This window comes from Stenotrophomonas sp. 116085_Sma (assembly GCF_056479585.1).
Genome location: NZ_CM151057.1, coordinates 3534705 through 3559825, shown reverse-complemented (window position 1 = coordinate 3559825; position 25121 = coordinate 3534705). Strand labels below are relative to the sequence as shown.

At 59.9% G+C, this 25121-nt stretch carries 21 protein-coding genes; 7 read left to right on the top strand and 14 right to left on the bottom strand.

Annotated features, from left to right (window positions below; genetic code table 11):
* Position 1: 1 nt before the first annotated feature.
* Both ACZK0Z_RS16675 and ACZK0Z_RS16670 read right to left on the bottom strand, forming a co-directional pair.
* Positions 2-727 (bottom strand): response regulator, encoded by a 726-nt coding sequence (locus tag ACZK0Z_RS16675; RefSeq protein WP_032954087.1) that lies wholly within the window; start codon positions 725-727, stop codon positions 2-4.
* Between the two features lie 1234 nt (positions 728-1961).
* Positions 1962-2327 carry a hypothetical protein gene (locus ACZK0Z_RS16670; protein WP_197577806.1) on the bottom strand — a complete coding sequence of 122 codons (366 nt, stop codon included), beginning with the start codon at positions 2325-2327 and terminating at the stop codon, positions 1962-1964.
* Between the two features lie 218 nt (positions 2328-2545).
* On the opposite strand from ACZK0Z_RS16670, the gene ACZK0Z_RS16665 reads away from it, so the two are divergent.
* The gene (locus tag ACZK0Z_RS16665; RefSeq protein ID WP_197577805.1) at positions 2546-2980 is read left to right on the top strand and encodes a BLUF domain-containing protein; all 435 of its coding nucleotides are present in this window, start codon (positions 2546-2548) and stop codon (positions 2978-2980) included.
* Between the two features lie 435 nt (positions 2981-3415).
* On the opposite strand, the gene ACZK0Z_RS16660 is transcribed toward ACZK0Z_RS16665, so the two are convergent.
* Positions 3416-3715, bottom strand: a complete 300-nt coding sequence (locus ACZK0Z_RS16660; protein ID WP_065183090.1) for a hypothetical protein — start codon at positions 3713-3715, stop codon at positions 3416-3418.
* Positions 3716-3776: 61 nt separating this feature from the next.
* On the opposite strand from ACZK0Z_RS16660, the gene ACZK0Z_RS16655 reads away from it, so the two are divergent.
* A complete protein-coding gene (locus ACZK0Z_RS16655) occupies positions 3777-4391 on the top strand; it encodes a hypothetical protein (RefSeq protein ID WP_414489307.1) in 615 nt (204 codons plus the stop codon).
* A gap of 651 nt (positions 4392-5042) precedes the next feature.
* Here the strand turns inward: ACZK0Z_RS16655 and hxsA are convergent.
* From hxsA to ACZK0Z_RS16635, 4 genes are all read right to left on the bottom strand, one after another.
* Positions 5043-5705 carry a His-Xaa-Ser repeat protein HxsA gene (hxsA, locus tag ACZK0Z_RS16650; protein ID WP_197577804.1) on the bottom strand — a complete coding sequence of 221 codons (663 nt, stop codon included), beginning with the start codon at positions 5703-5705 and terminating at the stop codon, positions 5043-5045.
* Positions 5706-5707: 2 nt separating this feature from the next.
* A complete protein-coding gene (gene hxsC, locus ACZK0Z_RS16645) occupies positions 5708-6877 on the bottom strand; it encodes a His-Xaa-Ser system radical SAM maturase HxsC (protein ID WP_197577803.1) in 1170 nt (389 codons plus the stop codon).
* Positions 6864-8249, bottom strand: coding sequence for a His-Xaa-Ser system radical SAM maturase HxsB (hxsB, locus tag ACZK0Z_RS16640; RefSeq protein WP_458998387.1), 1386 nt, complete (start codon positions 8247-8249; stop codon positions 6864-6866). Before hxsB ends, hxsC begins: the two co-directional genes overlap by 14 nt.
* Before the next feature lie 97 nt (positions 8250-8346).
* Positions 8347-8652 (bottom strand): hypothetical protein, encoded by a 306-nt coding sequence (locus ACZK0Z_RS16635; RefSeq protein ID WP_197577801.1) that lies wholly within the window; start codon positions 8650-8652, stop codon positions 8347-8349.
* Between the two features lie 311 nt (positions 8653-8963).
* On the opposite strand from ACZK0Z_RS16635, the gene ACZK0Z_RS16630 reads away from it, so the two are divergent.
* Positions 8964-9440 (top strand): BLUF domain-containing protein, encoded by a 477-nt coding sequence (locus ACZK0Z_RS16630; RefSeq protein ID WP_197577820.1) that lies wholly within the window; start codon positions 8964-8966, stop codon positions 9438-9440.
* Between the two features lie 285 nt (positions 9441-9725).
* Here ACZK0Z_RS16630 and ACZK0Z_RS16625 read toward each other — a convergent pair whose 3' ends face one another.
* The 5 genes from ACZK0Z_RS16625 to ACZK0Z_RS16605 form a co-directional block, all read right to left on the bottom strand.
* Complete coding sequence (locus ACZK0Z_RS16625) at positions 9726-11459, bottom strand: sensor domain-containing diguanylate cyclase (RefSeq protein WP_080104293.1); 1734 nt, start codon at positions 11457-11459, stop codon at positions 9726-9728.
* A 184-nt stretch (positions 11460-11643) separates the two neighbouring features.
* A complete protein-coding gene (locus tag ACZK0Z_RS16620; protein WP_238562386.1) occupies positions 11644-13818 on the bottom strand; it encodes a methyl-accepting chemotaxis protein in 2175 nt (724 codons plus the stop codon).
* Positions 13819-14072: 254 nt separating this feature from the next.
* Positions 14073-14555, bottom strand: a complete 483-nt coding sequence (locus ACZK0Z_RS16615) for a hypothetical protein (RefSeq protein WP_197577800.1) — start codon at positions 14553-14555, stop codon at positions 14073-14075.
* A gap of 799 nt (positions 14556-15354) precedes the next feature.
* On the bottom strand, positions 15355-15723 hold the full coding sequence (locus ACZK0Z_RS16610) for an H-NS histone family protein (RefSeq protein ID WP_080104296.1): 369 nt from the start codon (positions 15721-15723) through the stop codon (positions 15355-15357).
* Positions 15724-15842: 119 nt separating this feature from the next.
* A complete protein-coding gene (locus ACZK0Z_RS16605; protein ID WP_478449178.1) occupies positions 15843-17240 on the bottom strand; it encodes a site-specific integrase in 1398 nt (465 codons plus the stop codon).
* 330 nt (positions 17241-17570) lie between these two features.
* On the opposite strand from ACZK0Z_RS16605, the gene ACZK0Z_RS16600 reads away from it, so the two are divergent.
* The 4 genes from ACZK0Z_RS16600 (at position 17571) to ACZK0Z_RS16585 (ending at position 23801) form a co-directional block, all read left to right on the top strand.
* A complete protein-coding gene (locus ACZK0Z_RS16600; protein ID WP_197577799.1) occupies positions 17571-18146 on the top strand; it encodes a DUF6624 domain-containing protein in 576 nt (191 codons plus the stop codon).
* 62 nt (positions 18147-18208) lie between these two features.
* Entirely contained in the window at positions 18209-21181 is a 2973-nt protein-coding gene (locus ACZK0Z_RS16595) for a M16 family metallopeptidase (protein ID WP_197577798.1), read from the top strand.
* Between the two features lie 170 nt (positions 21182-21351).
* Positions 21352-22995 carry a DUF6119 family protein gene (locus ACZK0Z_RS16590; protein WP_169448808.1) on the top strand — a complete coding sequence of 548 codons (1644 nt, stop codon included), beginning with the start codon at positions 21352-21354 and terminating at the stop codon, positions 22993-22995.
* Between the two features lie 65 nt (positions 22996-23060).
* Entirely contained in the window at positions 23061-23801 is a 741-nt protein-coding gene (locus ACZK0Z_RS16585; RefSeq protein ID WP_197577797.1) for a uracil-DNA glycosylase family protein, read from the top strand.
* Between the two features lie 311 nt (positions 23802-24112).
* On the opposite strand, the gene ACZK0Z_RS16580 is transcribed toward ACZK0Z_RS16585, so the two are convergent.
* Positions 24113-24370: a hypothetical protein gene (locus ACZK0Z_RS16580; RefSeq protein ID WP_155730716.1), complete on the bottom strand. Its 258-nt coding sequence runs from the start codon at positions 24368-24370 to the stop codon at positions 24113-24115.
* 162 nt (positions 24371-24532) lie between these two features.
* Positions 24533-25093 carry a hypothetical protein gene (locus ACZK0Z_RS16575; RefSeq protein WP_062606810.1) on the bottom strand — a complete coding sequence of 187 codons (561 nt, stop codon included), beginning with the start codon at positions 25091-25093 and terminating at the stop codon, positions 24533-24535.
* Between the last annotated feature and the right edge of the window lie 28 nt (positions 25094-25121).

Genomic DNA, 25121 nt, shown 5'->3' with positions numbered 1-25121 from the left:
TTTACTCCAAGAAGCGGTAACCGACACCGCGGACCGTTGCCGGGATGCCGTTAATTCCGACAGACTCAAGCTTTCGACGCAGTTTGCTGACATGGCTGTCAATCGTGCGCTCCTGTGTCTCGCCTTCGGGCAGACAAGCGTGGAGCAAACTTATACGACTGTGCACCTGACGTGGCGCGCGAGCCAAGTGTGCCAGCAGGCGAAACTCGGTGTAGGTCAACTCTGGCACCCGCTGCGGTTGATGATCGCGTACAAAGACCTCATGGCTAAGCAGATCAATATCCAAAGGCCCTTGGCGGATAACATCTGTTGGTGAACCTGTATCTCCAATCTCCGCCGCTGCGCTGCGGCGAAGTACGGCCTGGACCCGGGCAATGACCTCCGCCGGGTTGAAGGGCTTGACCACATAGTCATCCGCGCCGACCCGCAGACCGGTTAGTTTATCCACGTCCTGATCGAGTGCGGTGAGCATGATGACGGGAGTGTTGCCCCTGCGGCGCAGCTCCGTGAGCACCTGCCAACCATCCAGCTTCGGCATTTGCACATCCAGTAGGACGAGATCAGGGCGCAGTTGACGGTGCAGCGCAAGCGCAGATTCACCATCCACAGCACGGGCGCTGCGCAGCCCTGAGCGGCCTAGATAAGCGCTCAGAATGTCCGCGATGTCGCCTTCATCTTCAGCGATCAGAACCAATGGCGATCGTGCTTGGCGGTGTGTGTTGTTCATTGAGAAGGGTGTTGTTGTGATGGAACAGGCAATGCGCTGAATGAGCGTGATCGGAGCATTCTCGAGCACTGCGCCTTCTCCGCAGCCGCGCACGACAGTGCCACCTGAGTCAGTACACGGCGCACGTCCGGATGCAGCGGCTTTCCGTCAGACAGTGCGTGCATCAGTTGAGCTGAGAGTGCTGCCGGCGGCAGGCTACAGTCGGTTTCCAGTGGGGTCGCCAGGGTGCGCGCTTGAAGACGGGTTGCCATTTCCAGGACCGCTTGCACACGTACCAACACCATGGTCATCACCAGCGCCAGTAGTGCGCACAGGATCAAGGTACACAGCCCCTCACGCGGATGTGGACGTGGACCCATGGTCAGCCATGCGGAGAGTCCCACCAGTAACGCCGATGCGACTGTTCCGGAACGTACCAGCTGCCTTGGCCCTGCGCTCTGGAACCATACCAGAGCACTTGCTCCAAGCCCTGCAAAGACGGCGAGGGCAGGCGCGGCATCTAGTATCAGCCAGCACGCTGTTAACGCGGCGATTACTGCCAGTACGAAAGGAGAGGGGGTGCACCACGCGATATAGGCGCCGCGCACGTCCATCTCATTCAGCTTGGGGTGGAGTCGGTTCAAGGCAGGAGGCGGAAGGAAAGGTGCACAGCCTATCCGCGTAACATGGAGGCACTATCGAGAATGTGTGGACGTTTCGTGAAGACATAGTCCTGTTCAGGTCTGGGCGGATCTTTGAAGTGTCTGCGTGTTGCTATATGGCGTTTAGATTGGCCCCCAGAGCGACTCCCCACGGCGGAGGCGTCCGAATGCTGCGGTCCAATCGGAATACTCCGTGCCGTTTGGAGAGCGGAGTCGGGACTCGCCCATCCCCCCTGGGGTAGCTTTTGGAGCGGGTCGCCGCTTGGACGCGCATGATGAGAAAATTGAGCGCTTCAGCATTCTTGGCCTGTGCTTCGGTGAGCGGCGGCCGGCATCAGGTCGGGTGTTACAGTGCGCCGGGGTTGGATATGCTCGAAGTCTTCATGGGTGGCCTTGCATGCCCTGGCTTACTAACGATCGTCGGGCCATCCTGGTCTCTTTCGTCCCTGCGCCTTACCGAGAAAGATGGAGCTGCCGCTCGATACGGGTGCGCCTGGATTGCCTGTATAGCCAGGCGATTGCTTGTGCGGCGTGCTAATGCAGGCCTCAGCCTCTTTCCATCGTGCAATGGCGCGTTTGACGAACAGAGACCTTCAAGCCGGTCTGTCATCCACGTTGAGCGCCGCCATGATCTCCCCAGCGACCTCCGCATTTGCGCAGAGGAAGAAGACAGCATCCTTTTCCGCCGCCTGGGACAGGAAATGGTGGACGGTGATCAATGCGGCAGTCGTGTTCCTGACGAACACCTCGTGGCACTGCGAGAGCCGAACATGCGCAAGCTGGGCTGCGAGCGCCTGCTTGGTTGCGTGGACTTCGGCACGGTGATCGCTGTCAATTCGCCCGGGAAGACCCACTCCGCATCCGGTATAGACACATTTGTCCTTGAACCTGGTTTTCCAGACGAATTGAGGTGAGTTTAGTTCGAAGGGCGGAGCGTGTAGGGGATTGCTCTTGATCATGCAGTGGCGATGACTCTGGGCTGATCGCTTCCTGCGAGTTGCGCAAGAAGAGTCCGATGCCGTTCTTGACCGCTCAGCATTGAGCGGCGTCGGCGAGAATAGTTGCGCGAGCGTGAAGGTCCCGCGACTGACTGACCTCTCGCTTTCGCCTTTGCTTCCTGCACACCCAGAGCACAAAGCGCGGCGTAGGCTGACGCCTTAACTCGAGGTTGTTAGGCATGCTCAATTGCTCGGTTGTCTTTGTAAGCTCAGCAGTAGAGGAGCTGACTGAAGTGCGGATTGCCGAGCTGATGGCAGCCGGCGCTGAGTTCAATGAGGCATGTGGTTCGCGCGCAGTTGTGTGCTTCGATGGAAGCCGCTTTTTCACCTACCTTGAGGGGACCGCCAGCGCGGTAGGTGCGACGATGGTCTATGTGGAGTCGCTGGACATCCACTCAGAGCTTGTGCAGCTCGCTAGAGGTGCTGTCCAAAGGCTTCGCTTCTCCGATCAGCCTCTGCTGTTCATGCGGGTGTCCACTCCCTGTTTGAAGACCTTGGTTCGAGCGGACTGGACCAACTTCTCACAGCGTTTGAAGGGCAGGTTTGAGCCCGTGACGGGCATGGAGCAGCTCGCCGAGCTCGTTGCCCGACACCGCGAGCCAGCCGAGGCCTAGTGCGCGCCGTGGGCACGTAGGAGGGCGCAACTGGGGTTCGTTTCAGGATGAGGGTTTGCTTTCAATGCCGGAGCGCTTGATGGCACTGCGGCGCAAATACCCGCGAAAACGTGGGTACAGCGCAGGATCTTGAAAAACGAGCAAGGACGGCAACACCCCGATCGGTTGCGTAACAGGGGGCTTGTCGAGCCGGGTGGTCCTAGAGCCGGCTGGTGCAGGTTATTCTGCACAACCCAGCTTCGAGCATAGAAATGCACGCCTTCCAGGATTGGACGTTCAGCGCCAATGGCAGAATCATAACCGCCAGAGTGGAGGTGGATGGAAACGGGGGTGGAACCATCACTCGGTTTGAGACTCGTCCTGGTCCCGCTCAAAGCGGCCTTTCGATCAAGGTCAGCTCTCAGCGGGAGGCGGCCACCAAGCTGGAGCAGATCCTTACTGATCTATTGGGCGCTGGCTGGTAGGGCCTGGGTCCATCAGGGATATCTGTTCGGTGAGCATCCGAAGAGACTGCTGAAAGGCAGCGGTGAAGATCGGGCCATCGAGGCCGGCATGAGTGTCCGCCGCTTCCACCAACATCAGGTCCCAGATCCGGCGCAATGATGGCGGATCACTGTGGGTGGCGATGGTCGCGCCGAGCGCGTACTCCATCGCTTTGAGGTATCCCCGATGCGCTTCTAAGTCGACCTCACATGCGTGCAGGCGTTCAGCAAGTTGCTCCAGGGTGTATGTCATAGCGGACTCGACTTGAGGATGAATACGAGAGATAGTCCATCTAGGTCATTAGGCAGACACAATGAGCATTCTCAACGTCTTGCTGAGCCCTAGCCAGCTCCTCGTTGCTGTTGACACCCTGGCAGAGGATGCCCGGACCGGCGCCCACTCTTCGGGCGCCAAAATGCTCCTGATTCCGCAGCACAATCTCGTGATGGCCGCACGCGGGCCGACACAGTTTTTTCTTCGTGTCTACGAGCTGGCGCTTCAGGCGAGCTTCCGCGCAGATTTCACGATGGAACAGCTTTCTGCGGAGCTGGGCTTGGTGCTGGACCAACTGTGGCCGAACTACGTAAGGGCGGCTGCCGAAGCGCGCCTACCGATTGACCATCTCGGGACTGAGCTGGTTCTTGGGGGCTGGTCGCCTAGGAATGGTCGGATGATGGCCACTGCGTACGCCAAGAACGACAGCACCACACCTGCCATTGTTCAGTGCCTTGATGGCGGCTTGGCCTCGCCGGGAGAACCCTTGGCCGGCAGGCCCGAGAGCTTTGCCCCAGCCGATGTCCTCGCAGCCGGCAAAATCCAGGCCACTTGGCTTAACGCGCGGGTAGGGCGGCAGGTGGCTGGTGGTCGGCTTCTGGCGACGTTGCTGCGCGACGGGCAGGCGGTGACGCAAGATCTAGGTGCGATCTAGATCTTCGGGCACCAGCCCCGCTAGCGCCAGGATCCTATCCTTTCTCATCTGCTCTCCCCAGAGAACCCACGCTTGGTCTACGGTCAAAATCCCCGTCACCGCGCATGCAGGACAGGTGATCTCCCCCCCCCCACAGCATCGGTAAGGCCTTGGCCACGCGATATTCGTGACTCGTCCCCACACGAGCCACACTTGGCCTGTAGGGATTCCACTCGCTCGATCGTTCCATTCAGGCGCAGCAAAGGGCGAGTCCGAAGGATCCGGAAAGCGGTCGAGGGTGTCATGTGTCATACCTGAGAGGGGGTAGACACAGGGGCGAAGGATTTCGCGCCAGAGAGGAGCCAGTTGGGTCAACCTTACACCATGAACTGTTAAGAGTTTCACTCCGGCCGAAGCTCTACGCCCCAGAGGAAGGCTCTAGAGCCAGCCCACCGGATCGATGCACGCGGCTGCTATGGGAGCGAGCTCCCAAGCGAGGCGCTCCACCTTTCGCCTGTACGCCATGGCTTAGGCAATGCGCAATCCAATCCTGGTCTCGACCTCACGGGGTGTCAGGCCAGGCTCCCCGGAGATGGGCGACTTTCACGAACGCTGGTGTGTGGTCAGCTCTTCGCATTAGGCATAAACCACGGCATGGTGCCCGCGTGCTGATTAGAGCCGCACCCCGAGTGCGTCGAGCGTCGGAGTTGTCATCGTTCCTGTCGCTCGAATGCCGTGGGCCAATTGGAACATTCGCAGCGCCGATTGGGTCTCAGGAGTGAGGACCCCGTCGATGGCACCTGGATCGTAGCCCTTGGAATAGAGTGCTGCCTGGACACGCATGATCAGCAGCTTGAGCGCATCGGCGTCCCGTCCCTCCGTGACAGGCTTGTCGTAGGTGCCAGGTTCCAGCGTCAAGCTATTTGTCGACCTCGAGTTTGCTCGGGCGGCCGGCTCCAAATTCTGGGTCGGGTAGCTATTCAAATGGCTGGCGCCACTCCCGGTGGTTCGGGGAGCTGCGGGCGCCGCCGGTGCCGCTGGCGCGGTGTAGCGGGTGGGCGGTGGGGTATAGGTCGCCGGTGGCGGGGTATAGGAGCGATACGAGCTTCCCGACCCGGACGAATGTGAGCGATGGGAACTGTGTGATCGATGAGAGCTGTGGCTGCGGTGCCCTGCATACAGGTTGTGCCGGCCTGCATTCAACGAGGTGCTCAGGACGGTCGCGTATTTCCCGTCCATCTCGGAGAGCCTGGAAAGGTCGGACTGGCCCTTGGGCGGCTCCGTGCCCAAGGTTCCCAAGGTGGCTGCGCCGACGATCATCAGTGCGTTGGACATGATCAGATTTCCAGGACGGGAGAGATGGACCGGCTGGTCCAGGCCGGTGTGACCCACGAGAAGAAGCCGCCGCACCGCCGCCGAACCGAGCAGCCGTCACAGGCGGGCAGGTAGTCGTTCTTCCAAGGCGAAATGCTCTGCACGGCGTAGGGCCAAAGCGATCGGTCCAACGCGCACAGGGGCAAGTTGTAGAGCGAGACCGGAATTCCGCCCTCGGCCAGTAGCCCCACCGCGTCGGACAAGACCTCACCGTAGTCCGCTGGATCGGCCCAAAGCTCACGCTGATGCGCTTTGGCAAACCCGATGGGCTCAATGCCCATCAGTGCGACGTGTTCGACGAAGGGTAGGTTGCGCCAGATGTAGCGGGCCAGCTGTGCCAGGCGCTCGACCGTGGGCTTGACCAACACGACTCGGATCTCCACCCGCTGCTGGGCGGCTTCCAATGCGTAAAGCCCACGAAGGGTCTGAGCGAACGCACCCTCGCTTTGCACCACGTAGTCATGCAGGGCATAGCGGTCCCCGTAGAGTGGAATGCCCCAGCTCAAGTTGGGATGGAGCCCTGCAAATTTGGCATGCAAGCCAGGCTCACGCAGGCGACCGTTGGACAGGATGTGCAGGTGGGTGTTGGGCAGTACGTGCGCGCATTTGGCCACCACGTCGACCAACCCGTCACTCAGCAGGGTCGGTTCCCCGCCGCTGATCGCCAGCGAAGGTTCCTCCGAATCGATGAGGTCGATCAGGTCCAGGAGGTGCCTTACCCGCCAATCGTCTTGAACGTCCCGGGGCGGCTGAGAGCACATCAGGCAGTAGCTGTTGCAGCGCTCGGTCGCGAACAAGACATTGCCGGTGTCTCCGCGCCGGTAGCGGATCGCCACTTTCTTCTGCAGGGGATTGAGCTCCACCACATCCCCTGGTTTGCAAACACCCGGCGGACCTTCCAGGCGAACGAGAGGAACCTCACCGGGGGAACGCAACCCGATTGAAGGCAAGACAGCGCCCCAAGGCAGGTTTAGCAGGTCACGGCTGAAGTGGTCCGCTGGGACGTCCCGCAGGTCCAGCGCCAGACGCTCCAAGGGAAGCCCTGATTGGGCAAACTCTGCCAGGGACACGACCTTGAGCAGTCTGGCCTTCGCCGACGGCGCCAGCTCCGCTCTGGTTTCAAGCGGCAGCATGGACGGCGGCCTCCACCGATGGCTTCGGATTGGCCCAGGAGCGCATCAACCCTTGGATGTTCCGGTCAGCCTTCTCGTAGCGCTCCAGCAGGAAATCAAAGAGCCCCATGTTCCGCTGGCAGAAGTCGCTGCTGGGCCGATGGCCGATCGGATCCCCTTGGCGGGCGTAGTGCTCGATCGGATCAGCGCCGCACATCGGCACAAACGCGCAGTCGGAGCACGTGGGTAGGGCCTCGGCGACCCCGGCGTCCAGCAAGCGGGCCATGGCGGGCGAGGACAGCCATTGGCTGACCGGTTGGCTGACGTGGCCCAAGGCAAAGGCATCGTCCCCCATGGCGGCAAGCATGCGTGCCTCGTCCGACGGATAGACCCGCCCGTCGTGGTCGTAGATGACGGCGCCCAACCCGGCTCCGGAGGGCGATCGGAGATCGACGTAACCGTGCCCGAACGAAGTGAAGAGCTGGGAGAGAAGGAGAGACGCGTAGGACTCTTCCATGGCGTAGCCGGCCAGGTTCATCGACAGCAAGTGGTCGAAGGCGCGCCGGTAGAAGGCGAGGAAGTCTTCCGTGGGGTAGCCGGTGCGCTGGGCCGTCTTGGTGGCGAACCCGTAGGGGCTCAAAGGACGCAAGGAGATGCTGTGGAAACCCAGCTTCCGGTATTCGTCGATGATGGCCTCAGGAACCTCGAGGCTCTGGCGGGTCAGTGTCGTTAGCGCCGAGACGCCATCGTCTCCCAGCCAACAACGTCCGCGTTCAATCCCTTCCACGGTCCGCCGGTAGCTGTCGCGGCCGGGCCGGGGGCGATTGGCGTTGTGAAGCCATTCGGGACCGTCCAGTGACGTAGACAACTTGAAGCGATGCTCGGTTAGAAACGCCAGCTGGTCGTCGGTGAGGTCATGCAGGGTGGATGCCAGCACGAAGCGCAGGGTGCGTCGGGCGCTCCGATTGCGCTCGACGATCCGCCGGGTGATGGCCTTCACTTGCTCAAAATTGAGCAAGGGCTCACCCCCTTGGAATTCGATCGTCAGTTCTTGGCTCGGCCATTCGAACAGCCGTTCCACCGCCTGTTCGGCGTGCGCGCTTTCCATGTCGAACGCAGTAGCGCTCGTCTCCTGCCGCGACACCTGGCAGTAGTTGCAGGTGTGGTGGCAACGCAGGGAAACCACGAAGATGTGGAGAGCGGGTCCACCCATCAGGTAGGACTTTCGGCTGCGGATTTGACTGAGCAGGGGCGCCAAGCTGCTTCGGTCGATCCCGGCGACGGCCAGGTGCCGGGCTTCCAAATCTGCAAAGAGGGCTGAGTTGGTCGGCAACTGGTGGGTCACCAGGCACTGAACGTCCTCCATCTTCATCAGGAGCCAGTCGCCTGCCATGGACGAGACAAAAGCACGGTGTTCGTCCCAGGGAAGGCGTCTGAACCGTAGAGGCAACAGTTGGTAGGCCGATGGGCCGGCGAAAGCCTCTGCGGACCTAAACCTCGACATGGGCGACCACCGGATGTGCCTGGCTTAGCGCTGCGCGAAGCAACTCTTGCTGCAGCCCGTTGGTCTCTGCTCGGACAGCCGCTCGCAGGCGCTCGTCCAGCAAGTCTCGGGAAAACCGGGCCCAGAGGTCCTCTGACAACTTAGAGCCGTCCAGAGACCACAAGAAAACGGTGAGGTTGGCGCCTTGGCTGCGCACCTCCACACCAAACTCGTCGGTATAGCGATGCGCCGCGCGAGCGGTCACCTCGTCCGAATACAGTGTGCGATCAATAGTGAATTGCGAGCGTTCCATTGCCCATCCCCCCTGGATGGGGGAACTTTGCTCCTGAGACGTCTCGGTTGCAAGCAGGTTGCCGCTGGCTGGCGCGTGGAAAGGGGGGCGGTCAGCGCAGTCGGGGCCGTCAGGCAGGTAAGTATCCCTGATCCTTTCGTGGGTAACCACTGCAGTTACTGCGCTCGATGGCTTGAACGAATGAGGCTGGCAAGGGGAAGTGCGCACCTTCCTGAATACCTCAGGATCAGTATCTCAGTTCGGAACCTTCGAGAACACTTTATCATTCAGCTTTGCTAACGTGCTTCGACAATATGGACGAGGAGCGCGCGATGCCTATTAGGGCCGTGGTGTATATCAGCGAAGCCTCGGACCCGCCGATGGGAGACAAGTTGGGATTGCGGGCAGCTAAGCTGGATGATCTTGTGGATGACGCGGCTCGCTTTAATCGAGGCGCAGGCGTTAGCGGAGTTCTCCTTTTTGACGGCGAGCGCTTCCTTCAATACTTGGAGGGGCCGTCAGACGGACTCGACGTTGCGTACTCGCGTGTTCTCGGAGCTTCTAGTCACCATCATATCCAGGAGCTACAAAGAGGCACGGTCGCTGATCGCCGGCTTCCCTTCTGGCCAATGAAGTGGCTCCCCGTAGAGGCAAGCGAGCTTACTTCCACTGCGCTTGCCGATTGGGTCGGCTTCAAGGTGCGAGGGGACGGCGAAGCCATGAACGCAACAGCGATGGATCGGCTTTTGTTGTTCGTCTCTAGAAGTGCAGGGCTCGACCGAAGCCGTGGCATGGAGCACTTGGTCTAAGTTGCCCGCTGGTAATCTCACCGCTCTGGGAAGCCAGCGCTTGGAGAGCATCACTGTTTGGGTGCGCTACAACGTCTCTACAGAGGCAGCTGAAGCACGGTTGCGAACCGAGCTTCAGCATCGGCACGGCACGGCAAAAATGACTTTTTCATCTACAACTCAGACCAGATCCGAAAGGCTGTAATGAAGTCCAGTCATACCATGGCAGCCTTCCGTTCAATCTTTGTGGGGCAGGCGGCAGCTTGGTCTAAGCTAGAGTGTAGGAGGTTACTCTCTGTCTTTTGATCAGCGGCACTTGGATGTAAGCAGCTCGGCCAACTGAGTTGAGCCAAGTGGTCGAGATAGGGCATAGCCTTGGAGCTCATCGCAATCCAGCGATCGTAGCTTGATGATTTGATCTTCGGACTCGGCGCCCTCTGCGACAGTGGTGTAACCGAGGCGCTTTGCCAGCTTGACGATGGCTTGAACCTTCAAACAGGATCGTTCATCGCTGGCAACGTTGTCGATTAGGGACTTGTCTAGTTTCAGCGAGCTAACTGGTAGCTCAGTCAGGTAGCTAAAGTTGCTGTATCCACTGCCAAAGTCGTCGATGGACAGTTTGATCCCCGCGGTGGCCATCAATTTAAGTTGTTCACCAGGCAACGACTGGGCATGTAGCCATTCGCCTTCGGTGATTTCAATCTCAATGTCTTTGCACTCAAGGCCTTTGTCGAGGATCTTGGCTACCAGTTCTTCGGCAATCCCAGGGCGGGCCACGTCACGTGCGGACAAGTTGATGGACAAGCTCAAGGTCAAGCCGTCCTCCCGCCAGCGCTTTAACTGTGTGAGTGCTTGGTCGATAACCCATTCCGATACTTCCCCCATGAGCGCAGTGCGCTCAAACACGGGAATGAACTCCCTAGGGCTCACCGGCCCAAAGTCTGGATGGTTCCAGCGGATGAGGGCTTCAGCGGAAACTGGACAGAGATCAGAAGCTCTGAAGCGGGGTTGGTAGACCAAGTGAAACTCGCCTTCCAACAGTCCGCGCCGAGCGTCCGCTGCGAGGCGGTAGCCTCGCTGGAGGGCTTCGTCTCGGTTCGAAGAGTACCAACGTCTGGTCGCCTTGGCGGAAATCGCCGAATGCAATCCGATGAGCATCTTTCGAATGACGTCATCCGAGCTGTCATCCCCCATCCGGACCTCGCAGATGCCCGCATGAAACAGTGGAGACATTGGAACAGCTGCGGCCATCATCGGCCTAGTCAGGCGCGCCTGCAGTTCGTCGACCAGTCGCTCGACTGCTTCACGGCCTGGAAGCGCGAGAACGAATGCAAAACGAGTGACACCTACGTGGTAGACCTCGGCAATTCCATCCAGCGCCACCTTGATGCGTACGCCGGCACGGTTGATGAGCGCTTCAAGTGGAGCCATGCCCAAAACCTGCCCAGCTTCGCTTGCGAGTGGGGCATCAAGCACATCCACCAGGATGGCGTAACACTGCCGGTTTGGAGTGCGTGCCGCCCAAGATGTGTAATCAAGGGAGAACTGGTGGCGATTCGGAAGCCCGCTGACCGGATCACGCCTTCCCGTCAGTGCTCGAAGCTCGAGCTCATTCATGACTGCTGTGCCGAGTGTTTCCAGCTGGCGTCGTTCTTCTGCCGAAAAGCTCCGCGGCTCATTGTCCATGATACACAGCGCTCCAATCGCCACTCCGTTCTTGGTGAAGAGTGGAGCGCCGGCGTAGAACTGTAGGTGTGGCGAGGCTGTCACGAGTGGATTGGAGGCGAACCTGGCATCCAACCTCAGATCCGGCACCACCATTACCTCGGTGGAACCGATGGTGTATGCACATATCGAGTCTCGGATGTGCATCTGGGCCATCGGAAGCCCTTTTCTAGAGACCAGCCTTTGCCGATCCGCTTCCACGAGTGAGACGAACGCTACCGGTGCTTGAAACGCGTGCGAAGCCAGCTCCGTTAGTCGATCCAAGGATGCGCCCGACACATCATCGAGCGCATTCAGACTTCCCAAGGCAGCCATTCGTTCTTCAGAGCGAGTGGGGGACATTAGGTTTGTGCCAAGTAATGCGAGTTGCTTGAGTCGACAATACGCCCCAGCTATTGGATAACCAAGGGGGGGGCGTTCTTCAGTATGAATCCAGGAAGCGCGGCCCACCTGCCGGCCCTATATGGGGCCGGCGGCGATCAGGGCTGTGTCTTAGGCTCTAGAAGGTTGACCACTCTGCTACGGATCGAGCCTCTTCCCGCGTCGGAATTCCACGCGCCCGAACAGGGGTTAGGCGGGGCTCGTTCGAGGCGGTTGCTTTGATCCTGAAGAGGGAAGCAGCCTTTTCCAGCTCATTTGCTTGCTCGGCCATGGATCGGGCCGCGGCACTAGCCTCTTCCACCAACGCAGCATTCTGCTGGGTTGCTTCATCCATCTGAGCGATGGTTTGATTGACCTGCTCAATTCCAGTGGCTTGCTCAATGCTGGCTTGGGCGATCTGGCGCACGATCTCCCCAGTCTGGGCTGCTGAATTCTTCAGTTCTCTCATGCTCGCGTCCGACCGCCGGGCAATAGCGATTCCAGCCTCAACCCTACCTGTCGACTCATCAATGAGTGCTTTGATGTCCTTGGCGGACGCCGCTGCCCGTTGAGCAAGCGTGCGCACCTCAGAGGCGACCACTGCGAATCCGCGTCCCTGCTCGCCTGCGCGAGCTGCTTCAACTGCCGCGTTCAGTGCAAGAATATTGGTCTGGAAGGCAATGCCGTCAATCAGTGTCACCATCTCACCGATTCGCTGGGACGACGCATTGATTTGTCCCATGACGTCAACCACTTCGCTCACGACACGGGTGGTTGCGGCGACTGCCTCGCCAGCCCCTTCCGAAGCGGCGTTGGCTTGCTGCGCATGCTCAGCGTTCTGTCGCACCGTCGAGGTCAGCTCCTCCATAGATGCGGCGGTTTCCTCCAAGTTCGCAGCCTGCGATTCGGTCCTGCGTGAGAGGTCACTGTTCCCGGCTGCAATTTCATCGGCCGCTGTGGCTATGGAGGCTGAAGCAAGCTGAATTCGCTGGACGATCTCAGTGAGGTTGCCCGCAGTTCGGTTCGCATCGCGCTGCATCGTTGCGAAAACGCCCTGGTAGTTTCCGTCAATGCGTTGGGTCAGATCGCCTTCGGCCATTGCGCCAAGCACCTTCGAAAGCGCGCTCAAGCTCTCGTCCGCTGTGCTCATCAACCTATTCAGGTCTTCGATCATGACCCGGAAGTCATGCTGATAGGCCTGCGCATTGCCTCGAACGCTGAAGTCGCCGACGGAGGCTGCTTGAGCCAGTCGCTTGATGTCTCCATTGATCGCTTCCAAGCTGGCCTTCGCTGCGTCCATCGATTCGTGCAGGATCGCCCGAGAGCCAGGCAGACGCTTCGCGTCACGGCTTAGGTTGCCTTGTGCATACTCGTTCAGCACTTCAATAGCGTCGACAATGGCATCCAAGTGTTCAAAGACCATGGTGTTCATGCCCGCCGCCAGGTCGCCGTAAACGCCAGGGAAGTCCGTCTGCATGCGGAAGCTGATGTCCTCGCCGGCATGCTTGTGAATCATGGTGCTAGTCTGGTCAGAGAAGCGCTGGAGCATCTCAATCATGCCGTCAGTGGAGCGAAGCATTTGTCCGACCTCGTCAGGACTATCGTCGCTGTGACGCACATTCAGGTCACCACGCGTTACCGCTTCGATCGAGGCTGAGACCTTCGAAAGGGGCCCAGTCAGGCTCCGCGAGATCAGCCAAGATGCGAGGATTCCAATGATCAGACTCAACGTTCCAAAGGTGGTGAGAAGCCCGGTGGTCCTGGCCGACAGCGCGGCCGCTTCTTCCGCGCCTTCCTTCACCAAGCGATGCTGGAGCGTGGTGAAGTCAGTGAGAGCCGAATTCCAACTGTCGGAGGCAGGCCTGACTTTGGTGACGAGGAGCAGGTTGGCTGAATCGTAGTCGCCGGCACTGATGAGCTGATCCAGTTCATTGTTAAGAGTACTGGCTGCGAGGGCGGCGCTGCTCACCCGCTGCCTCATGGCTTGCGTAGAGGCGTTGGTGGCTGGCCTTGACGTGAAGGCAGCCCAGCGTTGGTCATACTCTGACGTCAGCTTCTCCAATTTGTCGGTGTCAGTCGCTACGTCGACGCCTCTCTTCAGAAGCATGTCCCGGCGAAGCAGCATCATTTCTTTGTTCAGCGCGAGCAGGCCATAGAGTTCACCCATGCGGGTGACACGGACATTGACCGCCGATTCAAACTGTTGGCGCTGCTTGTAGGTGCTGTGCAGAGCGATGCCAAGAATGGTGGCAATCAGGGCCAGCAGGATGACGAAGCCGAGGGTCAGGCGAGGTCCCACTTTCAGGCGGCGCATTGTGTACATTTTGTGAAGTCCCATAGTCAGTCGATTCCCGACTGCCGGGACGGCTGCGCAGGGGGAGGGCCCGGCAGGCAGTAAGGCATTAACGGCCCCTCCGAGCACTTCTTTAGGCAACTGAAAGACCGTCGAGCAGAAGCCATGTTCGTGCCGCTCTTGAATGTCTTCTGCGCGTGGGCGTGGCGCCGGTCGCCCCTGCTTTTGACTCGTGCAGGAAGGAGAAGCCCCGCATTAGCGGGGCTTCTGGTTGGTCATCCAAGCGGCCACTTGTGCGGCGCGGCGGGCTTCTGCTTGTAGATGTTTCCACTCAGGTCCACGTGCAGTTCCATCCACTCGCCACCACCTTGGCGGGCAAGCACCTCGAAGTGCTTCGGGTGGCGCCTCGGCTTTCCTGTGCTTTCAAATCCAGCCTCAGTTGCGGCAAGGACGGCTACTTCTGCGTCTGTCTGCGCGCCATCGCGACGCCGAGAGATTGGCCCGCCGCCATGGTGGGGCTTTTTGTGTTCGACCTCAGTGCTTTCTTCTCCTTTGCGTGCAATGCGCAGGACCTTGATCTCGGAAGGGCGACATTCTCCCTCTAGGTCTACCTCCAGCCCCGGTGACACGGCAAACGACTCCGCGCCCTTCGGCCCCAGGTCCGCGAGGTAGTGCTTTCCATCAGACAGTACGGTGAAGCGATGGGCAAAAACGTGCTCGACAACGCCAGATATCGCAATGAGTTCATGATGCGGCATGCATTTCTCCTAAGAGCGCCCATGCTCGGGCGCAAGGACGACATGTGTGCCGGACCTGACAACGGCAATGCGAGACGAAAGTTGGTTCAGTGGCGGTTGTAGCGCGCACTTGGGCGGCGTGCGAAATCAGCTGGCCGGATGGTTGACGGGCCGTCTTCCTGCGCCGGCTCTGCGTGGAGGGCAGACTGCGGCTCAAGACTTACTGCCCGCGGGGTTTTTCTGCGTCCAGGGCCCCCAAAGCGATGCTGCGGTCGCGGCGTACTTGCTCAGTCCAACCGCGTAAGAGGTCCGAATGGCTGAACCAGCCAGTTGCTTTGCACGCGGGGCAAGTGGGTTCGACATTGTTCACGGTCACGCGAAGACCGCAAAGCTCCGAATACCGCGCTTCGTCCCCGCATTGCATACATATGCATTGAAAGGCTTCGGTGCGCTCGATGGCTCCATTCGGGCTAAGCAACGGCCGGATCCTGATGATCCGGAAAGCGTGAGGCGAGGTCATGTGTCGTGCCGATTTTGGGCTAGACACGTGGGCGAAGGGTTCGCGCCGGAGAGGAGCCACGTAAAAGCACCATGCCGCATGAACTGTTAGCAATTCTTACGTTGACTGTAAGGTCTTTGCCAGACCGAGCGCTTCGTTGCGCAGCTAAGAACCACGAAATGACTTGGCAAGGCTGAGGCCGGCTGATGGGCCTGTTTCGCGGTCACTGGCGCCAGTCGGCGGCGCCAGTGCACATCCCGCCATGCTCATTCCTGCGATGGATAGGAGTTCAGGAGGTGATGCCCTGACGCCGCTCAGGTTCTATCGGATAAGGAAATCTGCGGGCGAGCTACCCTGAGCTACCAGCGCGGCCATCCATCGGGGCTGCCTTCCGCGTCCAGTCCAAGTTTCAGTTGGGTCAGCTGGGTTGCGGTACTTAGGAGCCACCTTGCTGCCGGCCGTCTTTTTCGGCTTCCGGACTGCTCGCTTGCTGGGCTGTTCAGGGGATGGACTTGAAAGCGTCCCATAGAGCTCTTCAATCGTGTAACCGTGATCTTTGACATACTGGTTGATCTTGGCTCGCATGGCGGCGGCCTTGGGGCGAGTCAGTACCTTGGTTTGCTGCTTCTCTGCTTGGGCGATCAGGGCTTTTAGTTCTTTTGCCGACAAGTGGCTGACATCGATGGTCATCTGTTCTATCCGAGGTGCAGAAGGGATAGCGTAGTTCGAAATTCGATTCGATGCGAATACCGACAACCCATGGCAACGGCACCACGTTATTCCGCAGCGGCTCGGCCATTGCCAATAGCTTACGGGTAGAACTTTCTTGGGTCGCTCAGTTGCTTCGCGAACTGACCCCTCTGGTAGCGCGGTAGCTCCACCGGTGGCGCGTAGCGAGCCAAAAGGTCGATCTGTTTCCTTCGCGCGAGCTCGGGCTTCTTGTGGAAGTAGGCCTCATGCAGCACCGGCACCTTTTTACTGATGCTGTGGCCCGTGAGCAACGCAATGTCTTCATCGGGCACGCCCTTGTGGTGGAGCTCTGTGGTGATGGTGTGCCGAAACGCGTGCAGCCCAATACCCTTCCCGAAGCCTAGGTTCTTCAGGTAGGTGCTGAACTGGTTGAGCGCGGCCTGGCTGTAGCGCTGGTTCGACTCACCCGTCTTGCGGTTCACGCCGGCGGTCAGGTGGGGGAACAATCGAGGATGGCCACAAGCGCGGATATCCTCCACGAAGTCCAGGAAGCCCGCATCAAGCACTTGGGAAGGGATGGGGAGGGTTCGAATGGCTGACTTCCCTTTCAGGCGCTGCCGGCTCCGATCGCGGGTCTTATGCGCAAGGTCGGGATCGATGGTCTTCTGGATCCGGATGCACCAGACGCCGGCCTCTTGCACCACGTCCGCCAGTTTGAGCTGGGCGATCTCGTTGATGCGCGCGCCTGTGCAGAGACCGAGAATGGGGAGCCACCAGCGGTGGGGGTACTTGCTAGCCCATGGGACATATGTCCCCAGGTCGAAGATGCGCTTGAGTTCTGCATCGTCGAACAGACGCTCTGGCTTGTCGGGATCCACTACCAAGTCCTTCTTGATCTCGTCGAAGGCGACCATAGGGGACGCAACGATGGCCTTGGATTTTTCGAGTTTCTTGAAGAACGTCGACAGGAACCGACGGTGTTTCTCAAGGGTGGCCGGGGCTGGTGGTGCGACGCTGAGTTGCTTGCCGCACTCCACTGCTTGGTTGTAAGTGAAGCCCCGGTATGCCGGGTCGGATAGGAACCGGTCCGGTAGCCAGCGAATCAAGTCCCAAACCCTGTAGATATGGGCGTGGTCGATGCGCGAGACGGGGATGTCACCGCAGGTCAGCAACAGCAAGCGCAGGGTGCGTGCGGTGGCTTCGACCGTCTCCTTGGCGAGGCAGCTGTAGTCACCGCGATTGCGGAGGTAGTCACCGATTTCCACGGAAAGCGAACGACCTGGTGTCGCTACAGGCAGTGGCTCGGGGTAGCGAGTGCCGTTCTTCGTTGAGCGCGGACGCCTTGTTCGCTCACAGACGGTGTTGAAGATGTCCTGAGCGTGGACCGCGGCCTCCCGGCCGGTGACCACGAGCTTTCCGATACGAACCCTTCCGATGCGGATGTCGGTCATCTGCAAGGAGTCCCTGGGATCGTCCACGTAGGATTGCAGGGGGTGTAGAAGTTTCTTCAGGGGCATTTCTGGCTTCCATCGTTTCGATGGAAGTACAGATAAAACAGGCTGCAAAATCGTCAATAGAAAAAGATGTCTTCTGTTTTTGCCTTAGGCTTTCTCCGTGGCGGTGGTTGTAAGGCGTAAACGCGCAAAGGTGTTACTGCGCAGGATGACGGTCACAACGCTTTTAAATCAAGGGTTTGCGATGCATGGTCTTGTAGCTTTTCGCAGTCATTTGTGTACTGTTTAATTTCTACAAGCTAACAACTTCCTCTGGGATGCTAGCTTAGTTCTGTACGGCTGTTAAACGGCGCGGTCAGTTGATTGCTGAGAAATCACTTGGGAGGTGGAACTGTGGCGCAACGACTCGGTCCATTGTTAGGGATTGCGATCCTCTTCGCGCCCCTGGCTGCCAGCGGTGGGACGCCCACTGACCCCGAGCTGCGCGGTGAGCTCCTGCGGATGAAGGATGCCGATCAGGCGGTGCGGGACCTCCCGCTGACCACCGAGGGTGAGGAGAGAGTGCTCAGTGCTGTCGATGCGGTGCACACCGCTCGGCTGAAGGCGATCGTTGCGGCCCATGGCTGGCCGACCGTGGCGCAGGTGGGCCAGGACGGGGCGGACGCGGCTTGGTTGCTTGCCCAGCATGCCGACAAGGACCCGGCGTTCCAGCGCTCTGTTGCGGAAGCCATGCAGCCCTTGGTAGCCACGGGGCAGGTCAAAGCGTCCAATTACGCCTACCTTTGGGACCGCACCCACGACCCCCAGCGCTACGGAACGCAGGGGCGTTGTGTGGACAAGGGGCGTTGGGAGCCCCGCGCGGTCGAGGCGCCTGAGAAGCTTGAGCAGCGTCGTGCTCAAATGGGCCTGACGCCCATGGCGGAGTATCAAGCGATGGTCTCCAAGCACTGCGAGCAGTTTGGGCGTTAAGATCGAATCAGCAGTTGGGGCACTGCGCGCGGAGAGGCAGGGGTGAGGCCTGCTTTTCTGAAATGGACCTTGAGAGCCCCAAACAACTCCGGTGGGCCAACGTGGTGTCGCAGGGCTTGCTGGCGGGCAACTACTTGGCGGGGGATGGACGCATGGGGGCTTTCGTGGGTGGTGCGAAGAGGCTGCTTTGGACGGCGCTAGCAGTGGGCGCTTTCACCGTGCCAGTAGCGGCGCGCAACCCGGAAGCGGCGTCGCACGCTCCGGCTGCAGCTCCGCATGCGATGGACATCCCCTTCGAGCGCTTCACGCTCCCCAATGGGCTGCGTGTCATCGTGCACACCGACCGGAAGGCCCCCATCGTGGCAGTTCACCTGTGGTATCAGGTCGGATCCGGTGATGAGCCTGCCGGTCGCACGGGTTTTGCGCACCTCTTCGAGCATTTGATGTTCCGCGGCACCGAGCATTACCGCGACGCCTACTACGGCCCGCTGCAACGCGTGGGCGCCACCGACGTCAATGCCACGGTTACGCCGGAGCGCACCAACTACATGCAGGTGGTTCCATCCACGGCGCTGGACCTGGCGCTCTGGATGGAGTCCGATCGCATGGGTCATCTGCTGGGTGCCATCGATCAGAAGGCGCTGGATACCGAACGGGGCATTGTCGAGAACGAGAAGCTGCAGCGGCGTGGCGTGCCTTACGGACTCGTATGGGAGCAGCTCTCCCGGTCAAGCTACCCGCCGGGGCACCCGTACCATCATTCGACCTTCGGATCCGCACGCGATCTGCAGGCGGCCACGCTTGCCGACGTCCAGGATTGGTTCCGGACCTGGTACGGCCCAAACAACGCGGTGCTGGTGCTGTCAGGTGATGTTGGCGTTGAAGAGGCCAGGAAGAAAGTCGAGTCCTATTTTGGGCATATCCCATCGGCGCCCGACGTAACAAGGGATCCCGTGGACGTCGCCAAGCGGGCGTCTACCACCCGGGAAACCTTGTCCGATCAGGTCCCTCAAGCGCGGGTTCACCGGACATGGAACATCGCAGCTCGTGGGACGCCGGACTTTGATCAGCTGCGGGTGTTGGCTTACATCCTGGGAGGAGGCAATGCCTCCCGGCTGGGCAAGCGCCTGGTGCACTCCGATCAACTTGCCACTGACGTCACGGCCGAGGCAGGGGGGCAGCTCGGATCGCGGCTCATGATCGTCGCCAACTTGCGCGACGGTGTCGCCCCGTCGGCCGTGGAAACCGCCATGGAGGTGGAGCTTCAGCGTCTGCTGACGGACGGTCCCACCCTTGATGAGGTGCAACGCGCGCGGACCGCGATGCGGGCCGAGTTCGTGAAGAGCATCGAGCGTAACGGTGGGATGGACGGAAAGGCAGAAGTGCTCGCCGCCTGTGAGGTATTTGAAGGCGATGCAGGCTGTTATCGGCGGTCCGCTGACGTGGTGGCAGCAGTCGCGCCCGACCAGCTGGTTCGCGTCGCTCGCCGTTGGCTGGGGCAGGGGGATCACATCCTGACGGTCATTCCAGGTGCCCGCGCTGCGTTCGCTGAGGAGGACGAGCCGGCTGACGCGGTGTCCCACGCGCAAAGCTCAGGCAAAAGCCATCGCGCTGCAGCACCGGGCGTGGATCGCAGCGCAGGGCCGCCGTTTCCTGAAAGCTATCCGGAGTTGAGATTCCCTGCGATCGAGCGGGCGGCGCTGTCGAACGGCACCCACGTGATCCTGGCTCGACGGGAGGACGTCCCGCTTGTTCGCATGTCCTATCAGTTCCCGGTGGATCCCGCGGCAACCGCGGGTCTGGCAGACATGGCGTTCAGCATGCTGGCAGAAGGGGCCGGGGATCACGACGCTCTGGCGTTCGCGGCGCGCGCTGAATCGCTGGGGGCGGAGCTGGGTTCCAGTGTCGACGTGGGCAGCGGCGCGGTGACCCTGGTCGGTCTCAGAGACACGCTTGACGATTCGGTTGCGCTGTACGCGGACATGCTGCGCCGACCGCGCTTTCAGCCGGCAGCGATGGATCGCATGCGTGCCGCCAAGGTGGGTGCGCTTCGGGAGGAGGCGGCCAACCCGCAGCGCTTGGCCACGATCCTATTGCCTGCGTTGCTGTACGGGCTGGATCATCCGTACGCCCAATCCTTCAATGCACTGGGCACCGAGGCCTCCGTTGAGGCTTTGCGCCGCGATGACCTCGTGGAGTTCCACCGCGCCTGGATCCGGCCGGAGCGGGGCACGCTTGTCGTGGTCGGGGATACGACGCTCCAGGAGCTGGTCCCGGTCCTTGAGAGGCATCTGGGTGACTGGCGCGGGTCGGGTGGGATCCCTGAGGTGCGCATCGACGACCGCCTGCCCGCGCAGGCGAGGCCACGGGTGTATCTGGTCGACAGCCCTGGTGCTCTGCAGGCCACCCTGGTGGCCGGGCAACTGGTCGCGCCGAGTTCAGACCCCCAGACGTTGGCCTTCGAGGTCGCCAATTCCGTTCTGGGAGGATCGCCAAGTGCACGCCTCAACATGAATCTACGAGAGGCCAAGGGCTGGTCCTACGGGGTGATCTCCAGTGCGGCCAACGCCCCGATAGCGCGACCCTGGCGCGTGGTGGCGCCGGTGCAGTCCGACCGCGTGGCGGAGGCCATGGCGGAGATTCACCGCGAGATTGCGGAGTACGCGTCCGGACCGGCGCCTGCCAGGCAGGACGAGGTTGCACGCTTCCGGGACAGCCAGGTGCGGCGTCTGGCGGGCAGTTTCGAGACGCGGGAGGCCGTCGCCTCGGAGATCGCAGACATCGTGCGGTTCGACCGGCCAGACGATTGGACCACGCAGCGCAGCAGCGCCCTTCGACAACTCGATCTCAACGAGGTCCGGGCCGCTGCCGCCGCGCTGGATGCCGGCAGGTTGACGTGGGTCGTGGTGGGTGACTTGTCCCGTATCGAGGCACCCGTGCGTGCCATGGGGCTGGGTGAGGTGATCGTGATCGATTCGCAAGGTGCGCCTCTGCAAAATGAGAAGCCCCGGTCGGGCGGGAGTGGGATGAACTAGACGCGGCAATCGGGTCTAGATTGCTTGCAAAGATCTCAGGTACGAAGATTTGTATGCAATGCGTCTTAGGCGTTCCGGCGGGCGAATGGGCTGCTCTGAGGAATCAGTGGCATGGGGCGCCCAGCCGGGGTAGTAGCACCACAGCTGAATTGTTTGTCCAAGGGAGGGGTATGAACAATTACACGGTCTACTTGCTGCGTGAGGACATAAAGACGGACTACGACGCGATCGCCGTCCAAGTTCCTGGCATTCCCGTAGTAGATGGTGCGTCCCACTACGGGACTCTGTTCGTGAAGCCGACCGCACCACGGGAGCCGAAGTGGTCTCCCTTGTTCACGCCCTTTGTGGACAAGAAAAAGCTTGGACATGTCCAGTCCTCCGCAGCCGTCCTCATCGTTCCTGTGGACAAGCGTCTTTTCGCCGTTACGTTTGGCCAAGGAAGGCATCTACTAAAGCCCGAGGCTTTTGAAGAGCGGTTTGGGCTGCTCGTAACACTGAACTCCGTGCGGCAGGATGCTCTACGTAGTGTGGATAAGCGTGCCTTCGTGGATGACCAAAACAGCCGTGTGCAAACCAGTCAGGCATCTGCTGCGTTGGAATTCGGCATCGATATCGAGCGCGACCTTATTCGGGGCATCGTGGGCTATCCCGATGCGCCTGAGATGGGGCGCCGGTTGTCGGGATCGGATGCCCTCAACTTCACCAGCAAAGCGGATATCCCGGAGCTGAGGAGGCAGCTGCGCCGCTATCTTCGGGCCTACTCTTCCACCGACTACAAGGAGAAGTTTCCTTGGGTTGATCAGGTTCGCCAGCTGAGGCCCAAGGGTCAACGTGCAGTAGAGCTAGATGCCCTGCTGGTGGAGAAGCTAAAGATCGCTTGGCAGCAAGGTGGGCGGGTAGAGGGTTGTTGGCTTGCTATTCCGGATGTGGTGGACTGGGCCCGCATCGCAGGCTTCAAGTTCACCCGCAAGAAGAACGAAGGCATGTCCTCGGATCTCCACCTGCCTGGCCTGGTACAAGCATATCCGGATGCAGAGCCGGACATTGAGTTCTTGCGATCCCGGCAGGCATTCGCAGTGGATGAGGAGCAATGGACCGTAGAGGACTGGCAAGTCTACCGCTGCATCCACTGTGAGCTGGAGGATGGTGGGAAATCTTACGTGCTTTCCGCAGGGAACTGGTTTGAGGTCCATGATGATTTTGCCGCAAGCATCGAAGAATTCTATGCGAACATCGCCAAGTTCCCTTTAGAGCTGCCGATCTACAACCACGACGATGAGGCGGCTTACAACCAGGCCCTTGTGGACGAGGGCAATGGGGCCTGGTGTTTGATGGACCGGAAGCTTCTCAACGTGGGCGGGGTGCACGACAAGGTTGAGTTCTGCGATGTCTATGGGGCTAAGACTCTCTTGCACATAAAGCACTACGGTAGCTCCAGCGTGCTCGGGCACCTGTTCAATCAGGGGTTGGTGTCAGCCGAGTTGCTTAAGTCAGACAAGAGCTTCGTGCAACTCGCCAACGAGAAGATCGATCCGGCTCATGCGCTTGACCTTCCGTTTGACGTCCCGCGTGACGTCACAGATTACAAGGTGGTGTTCGGTGTAATAAGCCAGTCTGAAGCGCCGGGACTGCATCTGCCATTTTTCGCCAAGGTTGTGCTCAAGTCTGTATGCACGCGCATCCTCGAGCGTGGCTTTGGAGAGGTCATGCTTGCCAAGATCTCCGTCGATCAAAACAAAGTTAAGGTGAAGAAACTGCCCCCAGGTAAGAAGCCAGCGAAGCGCGGGCAAAGGATGGCACGGCGCGGCCACTGAGTCGCTTCAGCTGCTAGTGTTGTCCTGTTCGGGTCTATTCGGAGTGCATTGTTGGAGGAGTGAGTATGACCAGGGAAAATCAAGCTGTGCAGAAGTCTGCCATCCCACCTGAAATGGATCTGGACGGCCATCAATGGCCCAATGAAGTCCGTTTCATCCCGTATTGGGGTGACCTCTACTGGGGCGGGACGGAGGGGCGGCGGGTGCTCTTGCTTGGCGAGTCGCACTATCGGACGGAGGGGGCGAGCGATTCGCTGGAAGTGACCCGTCCTTTCACTCAAGACCATTTCCGAGAGATGGCCTTGCCCGTCCGGAGCGGCCGCGACGGACCCTTCTTCAAGGCGCTCGATCTGATCCTCACCGGGCGGCAGGACTTCCAACTCCAAGACGCCGCCGAGGCTTGGAGGCGCGTGGCATTCCTGAACCTATCCCAGGCGTTCGCAGGTTCCCAGGCAAATGACCGGCCGCGAAATGAGGCGCTACGCTACGGCGGGCACGTGTTGGTTCGAGACATTCTGCCGACGCTCCGGCCAGATGTGGTGCTGGTCCTGGGTCGCACCGCCTGGCGGCTATTTAGTCACGGCAGGGTGTCGCCGGACTTACAGCCCTTCATTGCCCGACAGGTCAACCGTGGGGAGGGCAGGTGTAAGCGGCGTTACATCGAATCCCGGGAAGTCTGGTCGCTGGACTACAAGGGTGGGTTTGCCTTGATGACCTGGGTCTACCATCCATCGTGGAACGTAGATACGTGGCAGGATCGGGCGGGAGCGCTGCGCCACCTCATCTCACTTGCGAAACAGAACTGAGACTGTCGGGGCCGCCCTGGGCAGAATGGGGGAGGGCGGGCAATGGCAATGTCGAATGAATTAGTTCATCCCGTTAGGATATATTGACAGTTGTGACGCAATGTTGCAGCTTTGTGTGGCTGTTCCCTCTCAATGAAGGAGTCAAGTTATGTCGATTAAGCCTGGCCCGAAGCCGATAGCTCCCTCCACCGGGCAGCCGGATAAGCGCCGACGAGATAACAAGGATACCCCGGGGAATACTCCGGGCTTGAAGCCTCACAAGCATAAGCCCGGCAAGTGACTTAAAGCGGATTGGTTGTCGGCGGCAGGGATCAAAAGAGCAGAAGTGCGACACTGGCCGACACCACTATGGCGCCGGCCTTCGTCGCTGTTGCCTGTTGCTGAAGTAATCGGTTTGGATATGCGCGGAAGAAATTGGCACTCTTGTCGTGTGGCGGAAAGCGGAGGGGCGATGTCTTCACCTGCCCTGAGAGTGCACAGCCGACTGTTATGGTGAGGATGAAATCGCCGAAATCCTGAAAAAAGACTGCTGGTTTTTGGTTGGAATGCTCGGCGTATTGGATAGCCAAGACGATCCTGGAGTTCCAGACACCAGGGCGGCGTGCCCTGGAGTTTGGGGGCATTCTGTTGGAAAGTGAAGGGCGGCATGCTGCGCGCTAAGCGAACGCTCAACCCCATTGGCGGAAAAGAGGTCTTGCCGACGGGGTTGAGCAGCCTGCGTAAACGACTACTTACATCCTGCGCAGACGAGATGGCGACATAGGCTTGAGTCCTTCAACCCACCTGTCGAAAATGAGCGCAGCAAGAACTTTATGGTTAAGCCTCTCGGATTCGCCGGGGGCGCGAACCTTGACGCTGATGTCTAGGTTGGCGCTGAGTTGCTGTTCCAGCTCAGGCAGCCGTGACGCATGCTTGCTGAGCTGTTTTTGATGAGTAGCGAGCAACACTGCTATATCAAGGTATAGCTGTTGCAGATAGATCAATCGGTCTTGCGTTGCTGCTGCCTTAATGGCGGACTTCGGCGTGGTCGCCTCGCCCCAGAAGAGGCCACCGCCATTGATGACTTTGCTGATGTGGTCAATGAGCCATCCGCCTCCAGCGACTGCGCCCGTCGCCAGAAGGCCTCCGACAACGTCGATTATAGCTTTCTCCAGAACTTTCTTTGCCCAGGCTTTCCGTGTCTGAGCTGCATTGGCTGGGGACTCGCTGCCGGTTGCTTCGGCTGGCTTCTTAGTCTGCTTCTTCGCGGAGGTCTTGTTACTCGAAGATCTATTTTGGCCTTCTTTCGCCATTTTGCTCGTCCTTTTAATGGAAACTCTG

What these genes read in the sequence shown, in the direction of transcription:
- ACZK0Z_RS16655 (WP_414489307.1), top strand. Translation starts at nt 3,777, where the DNA reads ATGAGCATTCTCAACGTCTTGCTGAGCCCTAGCCAGCTCCTCGTTGCT.
- ACZK0Z_RS16605 (WP_478449178.1), bottom strand. Translation starts at nt 17,240, where the DNA reads ATGCCCCTGAAGAAACTTCTACACCCCCTGCAATCCTACGTGGACGAT.
- hxsB (WP_458998387.1), bottom strand. Translation starts at nt 8,249, where the DNA reads ATGGCAGGCGACTGGCTCCTGATGAAGATGGAGGACGTTCAGTGCCTG.
- ACZK0Z_RS16630 (WP_197577820.1), top strand. Translation starts at nt 8,964, where the DNA reads ATGCCTATTAGGGCCGTGGTGTATATCAGCGAAGCCTCGGACCCGCCG.
- ACZK0Z_RS16595 (WP_197577798.1), top strand. Translation starts at nt 18,209, where the DNA reads ATGGACCTTGAGAGCCCCAAACAACTCCGGTGGGCCAACGTGGTGTCG.
- ACZK0Z_RS16625 (WP_080104293.1), bottom strand. Translation starts at nt 11,459, where the DNA reads ATGGCTGCCTTGGGAAGTCTGAATGCGCTCGATGATGTGTCGGGCGCA.
- ACZK0Z_RS16665 (WP_197577805.1), top strand. Translation starts at nt 2,546, where the DNA reads ATGCTCAATTGCTCGGTTGTCTTTGTAAGCTCAGCAGTAGAGGAGCTG.
- hxsC (WP_197577803.1), bottom strand. Translation starts at nt 6,877, where the DNA reads ATGCTGCCGCTTGAAACCAGAGCGGAGCTGGCGCCGTCGGCGAAGGCC.
- ACZK0Z_RS16615 (WP_197577800.1), bottom strand. Translation starts at nt 14,555, where the DNA reads ATGCCGCATCATGAACTCATTGCGATATCTGGCGTTGTCGAGCACGTT.
- hxsA (WP_197577804.1), bottom strand. Translation starts at nt 5,705, where the DNA reads ATGTCCAACGCACTGATGATCGTCGGCGCAGCCACCTTGGGAACCTTG.
- ACZK0Z_RS16575 (WP_062606810.1), bottom strand. Translation starts at nt 25,093, where the DNA reads ATGGCGAAAGAAGGCCAAAATAGATCTTCGAGTAACAAGACCTCCGCG.
- ACZK0Z_RS16590 (WP_169448808.1), top strand. Translation starts at nt 21,352, where the DNA reads ATGAACAATTACACGGTCTACTTGCTGCGTGAGGACATAAAGACGGAC.
- ACZK0Z_RS16610 (WP_080104296.1), bottom strand. Translation starts at nt 15,723, where the DNA reads ATGACCATCGATGTCAGCCACTTGTCGGCAAAAGAACTAAAAGCCCTG.
- ACZK0Z_RS16670 (WP_197577806.1), bottom strand. Translation starts at nt 2,327, where the DNA reads ATGATCAAGAGCAATCCCCTACACGCTCCGCCCTTCGAACTAAACTCA.
- ACZK0Z_RS16585 (WP_197577797.1), top strand. Translation starts at nt 23,061, where the DNA reads ATGACCAGGGAAAATCAAGCTGTGCAGAAGTCTGCCATCCCACCTGAA.
- ACZK0Z_RS16620 (WP_238562386.1), bottom strand. Translation starts at nt 13,818, where the DNA reads ATGCGCCGCCTGAAAGTGGGACCTCGCCTGACCCTCGGCTTCGTCATC.
- ACZK0Z_RS16675 (WP_032954087.1), bottom strand. Translation starts at nt 727, where the DNA reads ATGAACAACACACACCGCCAAGCACGATCGCCATTGGTTCTGATCGCT.
- ACZK0Z_RS16635 (WP_197577801.1), bottom strand. Translation starts at nt 8,652, where the DNA reads ATGGAACGCTCGCAATTCACTATTGATCGCACACTGTATTCGGACGAG.
- ACZK0Z_RS16660 (WP_065183090.1), bottom strand. Translation starts at nt 3,715, where the DNA reads ATGACATACACCCTGGAGCAACTTGCTGAACGCCTGCACGCATGTGAG.